The sequence below is a fragment of the Frankia sp. CeD genome (assembly GCF_000732115.1).
Classification (GTDB): domain Bacteria; phylum Actinomycetota; class Actinomycetes; order Frankiales; family Frankiaceae; genus Frankia; species Frankia casuarinae.
This window is the reverse complement of record NZ_JPGU01000047.1, coordinates 1-15,497: the sequence shown is the minus strand read 5'-3', so window position 1 is coordinate 15,497 and position 15,497 is coordinate 1. Positions and strand designations below refer to the sequence as shown.

General features: G+C 71.1%; 13 protein-coding genes. 2 read left to right on the top strand and 11 right to left on the bottom strand.

The genetic code is table 11. The features are described from left to right. Positions 1 to 327 precede the first annotated feature (327 nt). Complete coding sequence (locus CED_RS23000; RefSeq protein WP_011437153.1) at positions 328 to 1,248, top strand: trans-aconitate 2-methyltransferase; 921 nt, start codon at positions 328 to 330, stop codon at positions 1,246 to 1,248. Here CED_RS23000 and CED_RS18215 read toward each other — a convergent pair. The 9 genes from CED_RS18215 to CED_RS24820 all read right to left on the bottom strand — a co-directional run bounded on the left by CED_RS18215 (position 1,145) and on the right by CED_RS24820 (position 12,466). Continuing rightward, positions 1,145 to 3,070 carry an ABC transporter ATP-binding protein gene (locus CED_RS18215; protein WP_035912609.1) on the bottom strand — a complete coding sequence of 642 codons (1,926 nt, stop codon included), beginning with the start codon at positions 3,068 to 3,070 and terminating at the stop codon, positions 1,145 to 1,147. The genes CED_RS23000 and CED_RS18215 overlap by 104 nt on opposite strands. After that, positions 3,067 to 3,945, bottom strand: coding sequence for an ABC transporter permease (locus CED_RS18210; RefSeq protein WP_011437155.1), 879 nt, complete (start codon positions 3,943 to 3,945; stop codon positions 3,067 to 3,069). Before CED_RS18210 ends, CED_RS18215 begins: the two co-directional genes overlap by 4 nt. Then, entirely contained in the window at positions 3,942 to 4,934 is a 993-nt protein-coding gene (locus tag CED_RS18205) for an ABC transporter permease (RefSeq protein ID WP_011437156.1), read from the bottom strand. The genes CED_RS18210 and CED_RS18205 overlap by 4 nt, the downstream gene beginning before the upstream one ends. A 4-nt stretch (positions 4,935 to 4,938) precedes the next feature. Beyond that, entirely contained in the window at positions 4,939 to 6,606 is a 1,668-nt protein-coding gene (locus tag CED_RS18200; RefSeq protein WP_035912606.1) for an ABC transporter substrate-binding protein, read from the bottom strand. A gap of 925 nt (positions 6,607 to 7,531) precedes the next feature. Further along, entirely contained in the window at positions 7,532 to 8,401 is an 870-nt protein-coding gene (locus CED_RS18195; protein WP_023842195.1) for a helix-turn-helix transcriptional regulator, read from the bottom strand. A 193-nt stretch (positions 8,402 to 8,594) separates the two neighbouring features. Then, positions 8,595 to 8,741, bottom strand: coding sequence for a hypothetical protein (locus tag CED_RS24440; protein ID WP_157858560.1), 147 nt, complete (start codon positions 8,739 to 8,741; stop codon positions 8,595 to 8,597). A gap of 122 nt (positions 8,742 to 8,863) precedes the next feature. Beyond that, positions 8,864 to 9,577 (bottom strand): response regulator transcription factor, encoded by a 714-nt coding sequence (locus tag CED_RS21690; RefSeq protein ID WP_049760940.1) that lies wholly within the window; start codon positions 9,575 to 9,577, stop codon positions 8,864 to 8,866. Positions 9,578 to 9,977: 400 nt separating this feature from the next. Next, the gene (locus tag CED_RS18185) at positions 9,978 to 11,543 is read right to left on the bottom strand and encodes a 4-hydroxyphenylacetate 3-hydroxylase family protein (RefSeq protein ID WP_232235205.1); all 1,566 of its coding nucleotides are present in this window, start codon (positions 11,541 to 11,543) and stop codon (positions 9,978 to 9,980) included. Beyond that, positions 11,540 to 12,466 carry a hypothetical protein gene (locus CED_RS24820; RefSeq protein ID WP_051868906.1) on the bottom strand — a complete coding sequence of 309 codons (927 nt, stop codon included), beginning with the start codon at positions 12,464 to 12,466 and terminating at the stop codon, positions 11,540 to 11,542. Before CED_RS24820 ends, CED_RS18185 begins: the two co-directional genes overlap by 4 nt. A 542-nt stretch (positions 12,467 to 13,008) precedes the next feature. Between CED_RS24820 and CED_RS25890 the strand changes: the two genes are divergently transcribed. Beyond that, positions 13,009 to 13,761, top strand: coding sequence for a helix-turn-helix domain-containing protein (locus tag CED_RS25890; protein ID WP_304413286.1), 753 nt, complete (start codon positions 13,009 to 13,011; stop codon positions 13,759 to 13,761). Here CED_RS25890 and CED_RS18170 read toward each other — a convergent pair. Together CED_RS18170 and CED_RS18165 are read right to left on the bottom strand one after the other, a co-directional pair. After that, on the bottom strand, positions 13,741 to 14,415 hold the full coding sequence (locus CED_RS18170) for an ATP-dependent Clp protease proteolytic subunit (RefSeq protein WP_304413244.1): 675 nt from the start codon (positions 14,413 to 14,415) through the stop codon (positions 13,741 to 13,743). The two genes, CED_RS25890 and CED_RS18170, sit on opposite strands and share 21 nt — an antisense overlap. Beyond that, positions 14,412 to 15,128 carry a ClpP family protease gene (locus CED_RS18165; RefSeq protein ID WP_035912635.1) on the bottom strand — a complete coding sequence of 239 codons (717 nt, stop codon included), beginning with the start codon at positions 15,126 to 15,128 and terminating at the stop codon, positions 14,412 to 14,414. The genes CED_RS18170 and CED_RS18165 overlap by 4 nt, the downstream gene beginning before the upstream one ends. Positions 15,129 to 15,497 lie beyond the last annotated feature (369 nt).

The following is a 15,497-nucleotide window of genomic DNA, read 5'->3' as shown; positions in this document are numbered from 1 at the left end:
GCGGTTTCCACCGTCGTACCTGGTTTCCACCGTCGTACCTGGTTTCCACCGTCGCGGCTTCCACTGCCGCGAACAGTTTCCGCGTCCCGGCCCGCGACCCATTCCAGTCGGCTCGCGGCGGCGGGTCCAGAGGCATCACGGTGCTGTTACCAGTACTAACAGGATGTCGACTATGGACGCAGAAAGCTACCTTGACCCCACACGAACACGATGCCTAATTTCAAAACTCATGGCACGGAACTCGGCGCTTGGCGCGAGCCCGTGATGCACGATGGCGGACCGTCAGTACGTCGGATCGGTTGACATACCTCGGCTGGGGAGAAGCAGATGACGCAGACCGTCACGGCACAGGCGGCCCGACTCGGCGGATACGACGACGCCAGCCGGCTTCGGCAGGCTCAGGACACCGACTGGGTGCTCGGGTTCGCCGATCCGACCGCCCGGTCCGTCGCCGATCTCGGCTGCGGCATCGGTTCCCTGCTCGCCGCGGCGCTCGACCGCCTGCCCGACGCCGTCGACGCCCTGGGCCTGGATCGTGAGGAGTCCCGGCTCGCCGAGGCTCGACGCAAGCTCGCCCCCTACGCGACCCGGGTACGGTTCCGCTTCGTCCAGGCCGATCTGCGCCGGCCCCCGCAGCTGGCCGACGATGCGGGTTCCACGGCGTTCGACCTGGTCACCCTCACCGCGGTCCTGCACTGGATCCACCCTGACGAGGAGCAGCTGGTGCGGTGGATCTCCATGCGACTGCGACCCGGCGGCGCCTTCCTGCTCACCACCCACCATCCCGAGCACGACGAGTACGGGTTCGGTGGCAGCGACGACCTCGCCCGGCAGGCCCTGGTCCGCCTGGGCCATGCGGCCGAGGACGTACCCAGGCTGCTGGCGGCGGCCGGGATCATTCCGATCGCCGTACGCACCCTGTCCGTGGACGACACCGCGACCCTGCTCGACGCGTACTTCGACATCGACGGCGTCGACGAACGCCCGGCACTCGTGCGGGCCGCGAGCGGCGAAGAGTACCAGCGGTTCCACGCGGCGACCTTTGGCACCTACTACAGCCGGCTCGTCGGTGCGGATCGCCAGGAGGACTATTTTCGGGCGATCGGGGAGGTCGCGCAGCACCGCCTCGACACCGACGGGCACATTACCCAGATGCCGGTACGGCTGTGGCGCTGTCGGCCACGGGCGTCCCGGCCTGCGGAGACGGCCCGGCCTGCGGAGACGGCCCGGCAGCCGATAGGGGGGTAGGCGGTGCGGGGAGCCGGGGCACCGCGGCGAGCAGCCGTACGGTGTAGGGGTGCCGGGGGGCGGTGAAGACCGTCTCCACCTCCCCGGACTCGACGATCCGCCCGTCGTACATCACCAGGACCCGGTCGCTGAGGTGCCGCACGACGCCGAGGTCGTGAGAGACGAAGACCATGGCCAGACGGTGGGTCCGGCGCAGGTCGACAAGCAGGTCCAAGACCTGGGCCTGGATGGACACGTCGAGCGCGGATACCGGTTCGTCGCAGATCAGCACCTGCGGTTCCACGGACAGCGCCCGGGCGATGGCCACCCGCTGCCGCTGGCCGCCGGACAGCTCGACCGGTCTGCGCCGTAGTTCCCGCGCGGAGAGCCCCACCTGTTCCAGCCGTCGGACGGCGGCGTCGCGGCGCTCGGTCCGCGCGACCCCACCCACCCGCAGCGCCTGCGTCAGGATCCGGCCCACCGTCAGTCGTGGGTCGAAGGAACCCAGCGGGTCCTGGAAGATCGCCTGGATCTGCCGACGGCGTGGTCGGCGCTCACGCTCCGACACCGAGCTGCCCCGGCCGCCCCCAGGATCCGACGGACCGACCCAGGGAACGCCGCCGAGCAGCACCTCACCCGCGTCGGGTTCGGTCAGACCCAGCATGATCCGGGCGAGCGTCGTCTTCCCCGAACCGGACTCGCCGACGAGCCCGAGGGTCNCCCCGCGGCGCAGCGCGAAGGAGACGTCCCGGACCACCTCGCGTCGCTCTCCGTCCGTCGTCCGGAACGCCTTGCGCAGTCCCGTCGCCCGCAGAAGGATCTCGGCGCCGGTCGAGCCGCCCGCGTCGAGCCCGGCAGACGCGAGCCCGGCTTCGTCGACGGGTCCGGCCAGCCGGCTGCCCCTGGTCCGTGCGGAGGGCACGGCGGCAAGCAGCTCGCGGGTATAGGCGTGCGTGGGATCGCCCAGCACCCGCTCGGTCGGGCCACTTTCCAGGATCACTCCGTCGCGCAGCACGGCGACCCGATCGGCGAGCCGGGCAACGACCGCCAGGTCATGGCTGATGAGCAGCAGTCCCATCCCGCTCGCACGCAGACCGGCGAGCAGATCGAGGATCCGGGCCTGGACCGAGACGTCGAGAGCGGTGGTCGGCTCGTCGGCGATGAGCAGGTCCGGGGTGCCGGCCAGCGCCGCGGCGATCAGCACCCGCTGGCGCAACCCGCCGGAGAGCTGGTGCGGGTACTGCCGGGCACGGACCTGTGGATCAGGAATGCCGGCCCGCGCCAGCAGCGTCACGACGCGGGGGCCACGTTCGGCTCGCGCGACCGGGCCATGCGCCCGCAGCGCCTCGTCGNCCTCCTGCTCGACCCGCCGCAGCGGATCGAGGGAGCCGAGGGCGTCCTGGAGCACCAGGCCGATCCGGCGGCCACGCAGGGCGCGCCATTCCCGGTCCCGCAGCCCGATGAGGTCGGTCCCGCCCAGGCGCAGCCGCCGGGCCTGGACCGTCGCGCCCGCTCCGGCGAGTCCGACGAGGGCGCGGGCGGTCACGCTCTTACCCGATCCGGACTCGCCCACGAGGGCCACACACTCCCCCGCGCCGACATCGAAGGAGATTCCCCGCACCGCCTCGACGGCCCGAGCGCCCCGGCCGAAGGAGACCCGCAGCCCGTCGACGGTCAGCAGGGTCGCGGACGGCTCCTTCGCCCCCCGCCCGCTCGGAGGTATCGAACCAGGGGGCTCCGACCCCAGCGGTGCCAGGTTCGGCGATGCCACGTTTGGCAGTGCCAGGTTCGGCGGTGCCAGGTTCGGCGGTGCCGGCGGTGAGACCTGCGGCTGGTCGTTCACGGAGTCCGTCCCTCCACCCGCAGGCGGGCATGGCGGCCGAGCACGGTCACGGCGACGACCGTGGCGGCGATCGCCGCCCCGGGGAACACCACGACCCACCAGGCGGTGTCGATGACGCCCCGGCCGTCGGCGAGCATCGCCCCCCACTCGGGGGCCGGCGGCTTCGTACCGAGGCCTAGGAAACTCAACGCCGAACCGGAGATGATCGCCGTCCCGATGCCGACGGTGGCCAGCACGAGCAGCGGTCCGAGCGTGTTCGGCACGATGTGGCGCAGCATGATCACCGGCCGGGGCAGGCCGAGCGCCACCCCGGCGTCGACGAACCCGGCATGGCGGACGACGAGGGCACGCGACCGCACAACCCGCGCGTAGCTGGGGACCGCCGCGATGCCGATGGCCACCGCCGCGTTCACCGATCCTGGACCGACGATGGTGATGACCAGCAGCGCGAGCAGCAGTTCGGGGAAGGCAAGCAGCAGGTCCACGAGCCGCATGAGCAGCCCGTCGGCGAACCGGCCGCCGAGGGCCGCCGCGAGGCCGACCGTCGCCCCGATCCCCGCGCCGAGCGCGGTCGCTCCGGCACCGAGCAGTAGCGAATGCCGGGCGCCGGTGACCACCCGCGCGAAGACGTCCCGGCCCAGCTGGTCGGTGCCGAACCAGTGTGCCCAGCTCGGTCCGCGCAGCGCCTCGCCGAGGTTCGTCCCGTCCGCGGGATGGCGGCTGAGCAGCCCCGGCCAGGCGGTCGCGACAAGAAGCAGGACTATCAGCAGGCCGGCCGCGATCAAACCGGGACGCGGCCGGCCACCGCCGGTGCCGGCCAGGGCACCGGCGGCGGGCGGCTCGGTCCCGGGGCGGGTTTCCCCGACCGCGGTCACCGGGACACCGCCAGATCAACCGCCGTGGCCCTCCCGGCACCGGATCCGTCGTCGCGCAGTCGCGGGTCGATGAGCAGGTAGAGCAGGTCGACTACGCTGTTCACGACGACGAAGACCGCCGCGGACAGCAGCACCACCGCGGTGACCACCGGGATGTCCTTGGCCGAGATCGCCACGAGGGTCACCCGACCGATCCCCGGCCGGGCGAACACCGCCTCGGTGACGACGGCGCCGCCGAGCAGGCTGCCCACCGCCCAGCCGAGCAGGGTGACGAGCGGGAGCGCGGCATGGCGCAGGGCATGGCGGGTCAGCACACCCACCGCGCCGATGCCGCGGGCGCGAACCGAGACGACGAACGGAGCCTCCAGCGCGGCGTCAAGGCCCTCCCGCAGCACCTGGGCAAGAACCCCGGCGATCGGCAGGGCCAGCGCGGACGCCGGGAGGACCAGTCCGGACGGGCCAGTGGCGCCGGCGCTGGGAAACCAGCCGAGATGCGCGGAGAAGAGGGTGATGAGCAGGATGCCGATCCAGAACGTCGGGCTCGACACGACGAGCAGCTCGGCGCTGGTCGCCAGCATCCGGCCGAGCCGGTGGGTGGTGCCGCCCCGGCCGGCGGTCGACACCGCGAGTCCGACCGCCAGCAGCGCGGCGAGTGCGGACGCCGTGAGCGCCAGCTGCACCGTCGGCCACACCTGACCGGACAACACCTCCACGACCGGCCGCTGCAGCTGGTAGGAGGTGCCGAGATGGCCGGTCACCAGGCGGCGCAGCCAGGTGCCGTACTGGACGACGAGCGGCGACTGGAATCCGTACGTCTCGTTGATCTGCTCCCGAAGCTGCGGCGAGATCCCGAACGTAGGCCCGATCAAAGTGTCGACAGGATCACCCGGTACGACGTGCAGCGTCACGAAGGCCAACGTCGCCGCGCCCCATAGGACCCCGGCGCCCACGACCAGCCGGCGCAGCAGGAACCTCGCCACAGCCCGCACTAGATCAGCCCACCCAGCTGTCGTAGAACAGCGGGAAGGCGTCCGCGTCGAAGGTGATGTCGTGGACCTTCGACGCCGTGCCGACGGTCCGGGTGAACACGTAGATCGGCAGGGTGTACGCGTGGTCGATCACATATTTCTGCACCTGCCCGTAGGCCTTCTTGCGGGCGGCGAGATCCGTCGTGCCGGNGCCGGTCGCGAGCCAGTCGTCGACCTCCGGCACCGCGATCCCGGAACTGTTCGCCCCGCCCTGGGTGAACGCCAGATTCGAGGCGAACAGTGTACGGAGCAGGTCGGGGTCGGACTTGCCCCAGCTGTAGGCGATCAGGTCGTAGCCGCCGGCGTTGCGCTGGGTGGTGTAGGCGCCCGAGTCCATCGAGTAGAGCTTGGTGGCGATGCCGACCTTCTTCAGGTCGGCCTGTACCGCCTGGCTGACGATGTCGCGCTGCTCGCGGTTGAAGGCGCCGACGTAGGGCCAGTCGAGGACGAGACGCGCGCCGTTCTTCGTGCGGTAGCCGTCGGCGTCGCGGCCGGTGTAGCCGGCCTCGTCGAGTAGCTTGTTCGCCGCGGTGACGTCATGGGGGAAGGCCTTCTCGAGGCTGCGATCGTAGGCGATGTTCTTTGGCGTCAGCGTGCTCCACGCGCGGGCGTACTGGCCGGCGTAGACCGTCTTCACGATCGTGTCGACGTCGACGGCGCGCTGGACGGCCTTACGGACCCGCTCGTCGGAGAACGGCGCACGCCTGGTGTTGAAGTAGATCGAGTAGTTGGCGTTCTGCGGAATCACCTTGAGTAGCCGCAGGGAGGTATCGCCCTCGATCGCGGCGACGTTCTGCGCCGGCACGCCGTCGGCGGCGTCGATCTCCCCACTGCGCAGCGCGCTCACCCTCGTCGCGTCCTCGGGCAGGAAGCGGATGGCCAGCTTGTCGAGGTAGGCGGCGCCGGTGTGCTTCGCGCCGCCGGGGGCCGAGGTGTAGCCGTCGTTGCGGGTGAACTCGGCGACCGATCCCTTCACATAACGGGTGAAGCGAAACGGCCCGGTACCCACCGAGTTCGGCCCGCCCGAGCAGAGGGTGTCCGGCGCGTCGGCGATCTTCTTCGACGACTCGATGCCGAGGTAGGTCGTGGCGGCCGCGGCGAGGAATGCCGCGTACGGCTTGGAGAAGGTGACCTTGGCCGTGTGCGGGTCGACGACCTCGGTGCCGACGTAGGGGCCGAGCAGCGCCACCGCGTACTGCGACTTCGTTGACTTCGCCGCGATGTGGTCGAAGTTCGCCTTCACCGCCGCCGCGTCGAACGGTGTGCCGTCGTGGAACGTCACGCCGTCCTTGAGCTTGAAGGTGAACGTCTTCGCGTCGGCGGAGACCGTCCACGACGTGGCCAGCCACGGGCCGACCCCGCCGCCCGGCTGCTGCGTCACGAGCGAGTCGAACACACCCCGCTGGATGACGGCGGTGACGTCGGCCGGGCTGACGTGCGGGTCGAGGCAGTCGCCCTCGGTGGCCACCGCGAAGGTGAGCGTGCCGCCCCGGTGCGGTGTTCCGCCCGCCCCGTTCGCGCTGGTGGAGCCGGCGGGTGCCGGATCGGACGCGCAGGCGCCGAGCATGGCGGCGGCGGCCGCGACGGCCGCGACGCGGACGGCGGGGNGGAATCGGGGACGTGGGCGTTTCATGGATGCTCCAGATAGGGCGGACGCGACGATGGCCTCACCGGGTCATGCGGCCCGGCGGCCGAGGGGCACGGGGAGCCGCAGCCGGCGGCCCGGGCGCGTGCCGTACGAGCACGGACCAGCACGAACGGGGAGGTAGTCGCCGATGGTGCTACTGCCGTACCAGCCCAGACAGGCAGCGGTTCATCCTGTTATCGCGGCTCATAGACATCGCCGCAAGCCCGTGCGCGTCGCCCCGCGGCCCGCCCCGCCCGAACCGACCCCGCCCGAACCGACCCGGCCGAAAGGCACCCTCAGGTAACCTGAGCGGGGTCAAACGGTCGTAGCGACGCCCCGATACCCGAGATGGCGTGGACCGATGCCCGCGACATGCGGGCCCCAGGTCATGGCGGTCGACTACGCCCTGGCGGGCTGGCCGCCCGGCACATCCCCGGCCATCCGGCGGACTAAAGTCCCCGCCGAGGAGATCTGCACCGACCCCCGATCCCGGCGGCGGACCATGCCGAAAGGCCAACTCACCCGCGCACCAGGGAAGATCACAGATATCTGATCATGCTATGAAAGATCACACCACCAGCGCTGGTGGATCCAGGTAGACCGCAGGAAGGAAGGGCCGACACGGTCGGCNTAGCCAGCGCAGCTGTCACACATACACAGGCACGCCACGACGTCATCGGGCGAGATACGCCCGCGGGAACGCCACGACCTCCGCCAACGCCTCCCTCGCAGCCCCCGAACTAGGCACCGCGATGTGCCAGCAGTGCCCGGTGCCCGCCCACGCGCGGTACGTGGCACGGCCCCCGGCGGCGGAAGCCCCGCGTCCCGTGCGGCCAGCAGGGCCGCCGCCGTGCAGATGCAGCACCATCGCGCGCCGGCCGCCGGCCGCCGGCCGCCGGCCGCCGGTGGCGGGCCGGGCCGCCGGTCGCGGTCAGGCCGAGAGCCGCTGCCGCGCGGCGGGGTCCGGGCGCCCCGCCGCGCCCGGCGTCTCGGCCGCCAGCCGGGTGAGCAGCTCCCGGTCCGCGGGCGTCGCGGGCGTCTGGAGCCAGATGGTGGACTCCGGATCATCACCCGGTCGCAGCACCGACAGCATCAGCGAAATGTCGCCGAGCGGCGTGGCCGCGCTGACCGTGCGGCCCGTGAACACGCGCACGGACCGGCACTGCCACCAGGCACGCAGCTCGGGGCGCGCCTGTTCGAGCAGCTCCAGCACGGCACGGCCGCGCTGGTCGTCGGGATGATGACCGATCTGGGCGCGGAACTGGGCGAGCAGGTCCTTGGCCACGTCCTCGGACCCGCCCATCCCGTCCCGGGTCCGGGGCTGCGCCACCAGCAGCCACAGCAGGTTGCGCTGGGGCTCGGGCACGTCGGCGGGATCCCCCCACAGGACGGTGTAGGCGTCGTTCCAGGCGGTGACGTCGAAGCGCCGGTCGAGCAGCAACGCCGGACAGTTCGGCCAGTTGTCCAGCACCGAACGCAGCGCCTTGACGAGGGTGTGGTGGCGGTCCGCTGGCGGCGTGTGCAGGCCGGCGAGCGCCAGGGCGTGGCGACGACCGTCGTCGTCGAGCCGCAGGGCCCGGGCGACGGCCTCGAGGACCTGCCGGGACGCGGCGACCCGGCCTTGTTCCAGCCAGGTGTACCAGGCGAGGCCGAGGCCGGAGAGCGCGGCGACCTCCTCCCGGCGCAGCCCCGGGGTGCGGCGGCGAGGTGTGGCGGGCAACCCGACGTCCTCGGGTCGCAGGCGCTCACGGTGGGCACGAAGAAAGAATCCAAGCTCACGCTGGCGGGCGTCGTCGCTCATCGGTTCCAGTCGGATCGGGCGGCCTGGTCGACACCGCCGATCCGGCACATCCGGCACATCCGGCACATCCGGCGGGCGGGACAGCATCGACACAGGGACACGCGGTCAGCAGGACTGCTACTACCCTCAGTCGCCAACAACGCCTAACAGCAGTCACCCATGTGATGGCTGAAATCCAGCCACCGCCGCCGGATCAGCGCAGGCCGAAACGGCCGAGCGGACCGTCCAACGCAAGAGGACACAGCCCCATGGTGGCATCGCCCGGCAGCCATGTCCGGCGCTTACCCGGAGAGATCGCGCCATTTACATGATCGAATAACGTCAGCACGAATTTCGACACCCGAAGCAACCTATCAATAACCACAAGTAATAGATCTGTGATGATCAGCCGGAATCCGGATCATCGAAAACACCGACTCGCGGAACGTGTTCATCCCGCCATGGCGCCCGCGGCCACCCCGATCATTCGATCATCCGGTCCGGCGCCGATCCGCGGCCGGACCCACGCCCACGGCCCGTCCAGCCGGCATGCGGACCGTCCAGCAGTCCGTGCCGATAGGCGTAGAGGCCGGCGCGTAGCCGGTCCGGCTGGCCGATCTTGCGCATCGCACCGGTGAGGTACCGCTTGACCGTTGCCTCGGCCAGGGCGAGCTCGCAAGCGATCTCCGCGTTCGACAGACCGCGGGCGAGTTGGCCGAGCACCGCGCGTTCCCGGGANGTCAGCCCGAGGGCCTGCGGTGGCAGCTCGGCCTGGACCGGCGGCCCCGGCACCCCCGTCGGCGGCGGCGCGGGCAGGAAGACCACGCCGCCGAGCGCGGCGATGGTGACCGCGTGGGCGAGGTCGGCAGGCGGGGCGTCCGGCAGCACCGCCCCCGACGCCCCGGTGGTGAGGATCTGGGTCAGTTCGGCGCAGGTGGCCAGCGGCCGCAACAGCAGAACGCGCGTGGTGGGGATCCGGTCGCCCTCCACGCGCAGCCGGCGCACCGCCGCGAGGTCGGTCGCGAGATCCCCCGCGAGCCCGAGCAGCAGGACCCGGGGACGCGAGCGGCGGATCTGCGGCAGCGCGGCATCCAGCCGATGGCCGCGGCCGACGACGTCGAGCCGGCAGATCGTCGAGAGCAGCAGGTGCAGCCCCGCCCCGGTCACCGGATGGGCGTGCAGCAGAAACACCGACACGCCGCCGTCGATTCCCGTGGGCCTGAGATCCTTGGCGTACGCGGGACACTCGGGCTGCGCGGACGCCTCGGCGCGAACGGGAACCCCAGGACAGGCCGAAACCCTGACCCACGGCGGACCCCCGGAGGACCCGGAGGACCCGGAGGACGCAGAGGACCCGGAGACCTCGGCACGGACGGGAGGGGGCGAGGCGGCTCCGATCGTCATGACTCCGGGTCCTTACCACGAGGAGCGAACGCGGGCCGGCGGTATCACCCCGTCGTCCCGCGTGCAGGGGGCTGGCCTGACCGTAGGCACCTTCGGGTAGCTCAACCAGGTAGGCGGTGGTATCGCTAACACCCTCCGCGCACACCGTCCCCGGACCCCTCCGCCCGGTCCGACAGCCACCTGCCGTCAAGCCTCAGAGCGGACGGGTGATCAGCTCCCGGATCTGGTCGGTGACAGGTCCCAGGTCATCCCGGCGGAGCAGGTTGATCCGGTTGCGGGTGATGTCCCCGCGGTGGACGAACTCATAGAGGTCCTGACGCTGCCCGAAGCTGTCCGCCGTGAGCTCCCAGGCCAGCCGGAACAGCCGTGACTTCTCCTCGACCGGGAGGTTCGCGCCCCGCATGTACCGATCGAGATAGGGCCGCAGGTCGGCGGCGGCGAGGTCACGCTCGCTGGGCTGCATGAGGACACCCGACGAGCCGATCCGCCGCACGATCTCCACCGCCCGGCCGGCGACCTGCGCCGACCACACGCGGCTCGCGTCGGTGTTACCCGGCGCGAGCAGGCCGCCGTCCGTCGTCTCGGCCCTGGCCTCCCCCGCGTCGAGAAAGTACCCGACGAGGTCAACGTAGCTCGCCAACTCCCCGAGGTCCTCCTGGACGTGACGCAGCCCCGAGGCTCCGATCGCGTCGGCGAGCAGCGTGCCGACGGCGAGCAGGGTCCGCAGCCGTTCCTGGTAGCGGATGTGGCCGGCGGCCGCGCTCCAGGCGTTGATCCGTCCGAGTCCGACCCGGGCGAGGTTGCCGTCGCGCAGCAGGAACACCCGGTCCCACGGAACCAGCACGTCGTCGAAGAACAGCATGGCGTCCTGCTCGTCGAACCGGGACGCGAGCGCGTGGGCGTGCCCGTACGGCCGGGCCCCCAGCGGCTCCCGACAGAGGATCTTCACGCCTGGGGTAGCCAGCGGCAGGCCGAACCAGATCACGAACTGCTCGGCCTCGCGCTGCGCGAAGCTCGCCGAGAGGTACACGAGCACCTCGTGGGCCAGTGGGGCCAGCGTCGTGAGCTGCTTGGCGCCCCGGACGACGACGCCGTCGTCCCGCTCGGCGATGATGCGCAGCGCGAGATCGGGATCGTCCACGGGGCTGGTGGTCCGGTCGATCTGCGGGTCGCCCAAAGCGTGGCCGAGGACCAGGTCATTGGCCGCACAGTGCCGGTAGAAGGCCACCGCGTTGGCGCCGAAGCCGGCCTGGTTGCACTCCAGATGCTCCCGGAAGTCGAGCAGACCCACCGCCACGTTCGCCATGAACGACGGCGACCGGCCGTGCTGACCCCAGGACTCGCGCATCCACACGGCCGTGCTGCGCCGCCGGGCCCGCAGATCGTCCAGCGTGCGCGGCAGCTGGTAGGACCAGCCGACGCGGGTTCCCGCCTCGGGTTCGTGGACGGTGAGCACGTCGCGCAGATCCGGGTCGTGCTGCAGGTCGAACAGCCGGGCCAGCTCGTCAACGGCGCCCCGGAAGGCTGGATGCGTCGCCACGTTCGCGACCTTCTCCCCGTCGAGCCACACCTCGCGGCCGTCGTTGAGGCTCGCCCGGTACCGCTCCCCGGTCATCAGCCCCTGCGCGGCAGGCGGCGGGGTTCCCAGCGGCGAGTCGGCCGGGGGATCGGCCGTCGCACCGGCGGGGNGGTCACCGGCGGCTGGTCGGCCCGGATCGTCGATGGCGCCGGGATGACCGCTGTCGGTCACGAGGGTCATGGCCTGATCTCCGCTCTGTGGACAATGTCGGTGGTGTCGGTGGTGCCGGTGGCGCCGGTGGCGCCGGTGGCGCCGGTGGCGCCGGTGGCGCCGGTGGTGCCGGTGGTGCCGGTGGCGGTCCAGACGCAGCCACGGTCGACCTGCCCCGGTCCGGCGACCGACCCGGCCACGACGGCAGGCTGGCCGCCCGGAGCGGGCACGGCCACGCCGGCTGACGGGACCGAGGGGTCGTCATGCAGCAGGCGGAAGGCCGGTTCGTATCCCTTGGCCCGGATGTTCGCCGAGAGGGCAGTGGTGCAGAACGAACAGGGGGAGGCCAGGGTGAGGGGCACGCCCCGGGCGCGGGCCTGCTCGCGGTAGTCCCAGATGCCACAGTGCGAGATGATCAGGGTCGCTTGCATGGGCTCGTCGGTGTCGACCGCGTAACGGGAGGAGTAGAGATCCGCCTGGCGTGCGAGCCGGTGGACGACGTCGGCGGGCCGGCCGGTCGGCTCGGGCTCCACCTTGCCGAAGACCGAGGCATTGGCCCTCGCCCAGTCGACGAGCTCCGCCTCGCCCCAGCGCGACACGATGAACCGTTCGATCAGTGCCTGCGCGCGGAAGAACACCCGCTGCCAGGCCGTCGGATCACGATCGTCGGGCGTCGGGAAGTCGGCGAAGATCTCGGCCTGGGTATGCAGCCAGTCGAGTAGACGCAGATCGGCGTGGTGTTCCAGCAGGAACGTCGTCATCCCCGACTCCGCCTCGAGCAGGCGCTGCTGCCACAGGGCTACGCGGTCGTCTCCGGTCATGTCGAGGGCCGGAGCCGGGGTAGACGACCCGGACGCCGTCGCCCGCGGGGATGCGCCGGGCGGCTCAAGGTGGGCGTGGGGACGGGTGCCGAGGACCGCCATCGGCACCGACGCGGCCGAGGACATGGACATGGGTATGGCCATCGGCGTGGCAACGGCACGGGGCACGTGTGTGGGAGCCTCCACGGATCTCCTGTCCCTGGCGGCCCCGGCTAAGCGGGCCACCGCGACGACCGTTCCGGAGACCGGACGGTCAGGATGAATCACGACGGAAACGACGCTAAGTGCGCGGATGATGTAGAAATACCGACCTTTGGTGCATCTTCGTGCCACTTTCGGCGTCCGTCTCCTCACACGTTGTCGCCGTATGCATCGGCGCCGCACGGTTCGTCCGCCGTCGGCAACTCCGGCGGCCGTCGGCAACTCCGGCGGCCGTCGGCGACTTCGCGGCAAAGGTGTGGGCGGAATGCCGGGTGCGGTACTTGCGGTTCCGGCGAGGGCGCAGCGGATACGCTCGGTGCCTTAGCCCTCCATCGACTTACCCGGGGGTGGCTGCGGCAGCGGTCGCCTTCCCACCCACGTGATCAGTATCCGGGACGCGTGTATCTATCAGGACGCGAGCGCCCCTCCGATTCCCCTGACCCTTCAAGGCACCAGTCCCCCGGAGGTTCCTGATGGCGATGACGGATGATGCCGAGATGCCGTTGCTGCGCCGGCTGGTCGGGCAGGCGCTGCGCCGACGTCGCCTCGCTCAGGGCCGCACCCTGCGGGACGTGGCGGACGCGGCGCGGGTGTCGACGCCCTACCTCTCGGAGATCGAACGCGGCCTGAAGGAGGCGTCTTCGNAGATCCTCGCCGCGGTCTGCCGGGCGCTGCACATCCGGCTGTCCGATCTGCTGGACGAGGTGCGTCTGGAGCTCGCCCGGCTCGAACCCGAGGTCACCCCCGTGACATCGCCTGGGCCGCTGTCCGCCGTCCACGGGCAGGCGACACCACCGATCACGGCCCGCGTCATCTCCGCTGACCTGCACGCCGCCAGCGGCACCGCGGCCACCGCCAGCATCACGGGCTCGGCTGGCATCGAAACAACCGGTGTCGGCGCAACGGTCGGCGCGGCGTCGCCCTTCGGCGTGTCGCCGAACCTGGGACTCTCGCCGAGCTTCCGGGCCGCCGTCCATACCGGCCGGGTGGTGGTGCCCAGCCCGCGGCGAGCCGCCGTCGCTCCCGGTCCGCGGGGATCGGGGAGATCGGAGGGGCCGGGCAGGTGGTCCCGGCCCGCGGCCGCCTTCCGGCCGCAGCATAGTCGGCCGGAAGGCGGCCGCGGGCACGCTCGTCGACAGGTCGGCCTGTGGCCAGTCGACGTGTGGCAGGCCGACCGGAGCGGCCAACCGCCGGATCGCACCCGGTCAGGCGCTGCGTGCCGATAGAAGCCGGGCGGCCTTACGGCTCATGATGACCTCGTCGATGAGGCCGTACTCCTCGGCCTCATCGGCACTGAAGATCTTATCGCGTTCGGTGTCGCGACGGATCTCCGTCTCGGTACGACCGGTGTGGCGGGCGAGCATCGTCTCCTGCAGCGCCCGTACGCGCAGGATCTCCCGCGCCTGGATCTCGATGTCGCTCGACTGGCCCTCGCCCTGCGCCGACGGCTGGTGGATGAGGATCCGGCTGTTCTCCAGCGCGAACCGCTTCCCCGGCGTGCCCGCCGCCAGCAGCACCGCCGACGCCGACGCCGCCTGACCCATGCAGATCGTCGAGATGTCCGGCCGCACGAACTGCATCGTGTCGTAGATCGCCGTCAACGACGTGAACGACCCACCCGGCGAGTTGATGTAGATCGAGATGTCCCGGTCGGGATCCTCGGACTCCAGGAACAGCAGCTGCGCCATCACGTCGTTCGCCGACACATCATCGATCTGCACACCGAGAAAGACGATCCGCTCCTTGAGCAGCTTCGAATACGGATCCATCGAGTACTCGCCGCGGGAGGTCCGTTCCACGATGTTCGGCAGGACGTGACGGGCCCTCGGCGCACCGCCACCCAGCATGATCCCGCTCGCGGCGGGAGGCCGCCCGGTCATCGCCCGCTCCCGCCGCNGGGGCCGAAACCGGTGCGGCCCGCCCGCCGCAAACCCATGCCCGCTCCACTGACCACACTGGGTACCTGATCCGCCCGGACAACCACATGATCGACGAGGCCGTACTCCTTGGCCTCCTCGGCCGTGAACCACCGGTCCCGGTCGGAGTCGGTCTCGATCTGCTCGACGGTCTGCCCGGTGTGGAAGGCGATTCGCTCCTGCAGCGTGCGCTTGGTGTACAGCATCTGCTCGGCCTGGATGGAGATGTCGGCAGCGGTACCGCCGATGCCACCGTGCGGCTGGTGCATCATGANCCGGGCANGGGGCAGCGCATAGCGCTTACCCGCCGTGCCGGCGCAGAGCAGGAACTGCCCCATCGAACCGGCGAGGCCCAGCGCGACCGTCGCCACGTCGTTTCCGACGTACTGCATCGTGTCATAAATCGCCATGCCGGCGGACACCGAGCCACCCGGCGAATTGATGTAGAGGTAGATGTCGGCCGCGGGATCCTCGGCGGCGAGCAGCAGCAGCTTGGCGCTGATCGCGTTGGCCACCGCGTCCTCGACCACGGAACCAAGGAACACGATCCGGTTCTCGAGGAGCCGGCTGAACACCTGGTCGTCCGCGGAGCCGAGCCCGGATGCGGCGGCCTGCACGGTAGCCCGGCGCGGACTCCCCGGCCCGGCCTGCGTGAGGCGCGAAAAAGATTCGATCATGGTGCGTCCTCCCGCCGGCCGTCGGGAATGGGTGCGAGCACGATGGGCCGGCGTCACCAGCGTTGCCGAGAAATCCGCGCCCACGACGCTGATCTGCTGGCGGCATATCTGCTCACGGCAGACGCAACGTCCCGTGGAACAACTCCAGCGGCCTTCCGTTGCATAAGAGCGCCTGATAGCGGCGCTCATGCCGCCTCNCCTTGCGGTGAAGCACTCCCGGTCCGACCGGCCCGAGCCGTGCCNGGTTCCCGTTTCCCAGCCGCCCGCCCCGCGGACGGGGTCCTACGGTCGGCTCCACGGGCGTTTACCGTCTCCGACCTACTGGCGGCGACGAGGTTGGACAGGTTGACCGCGGCGTTCAGGTCGCGG

Excerpts from the sequence above, each read along its gene's own strand:
- CED_RS23000 (WP_011437153.1), top strand. The coding sequence starts at position 328 with ATGACGCAGACCGTCACGGCACAGGCGGCCCGACTCGGCGGATACGAC.
- CED_RS18195 (WP_023842195.1), bottom strand. The coding sequence starts at position 8,401 with ATGAGCGACGACGCCCGCCAGCGTGAGCTTGGATTCTTTCTTCGTGCC.
- CED_RS24820 (WP_051868906.1), bottom strand. The coding sequence starts at position 12,466 with ATGTCCATGTCCTCGGCCGCGTCGGTGCCGATGGCGGTCCTCGGCACC.
- CED_RS18170 (WP_304413244.1), bottom strand. The coding sequence starts at position 14,415 with ATGACCGGGCGGCCTCCCGCCGCGAGCGGGATCATGCTGGGTGGCGGT.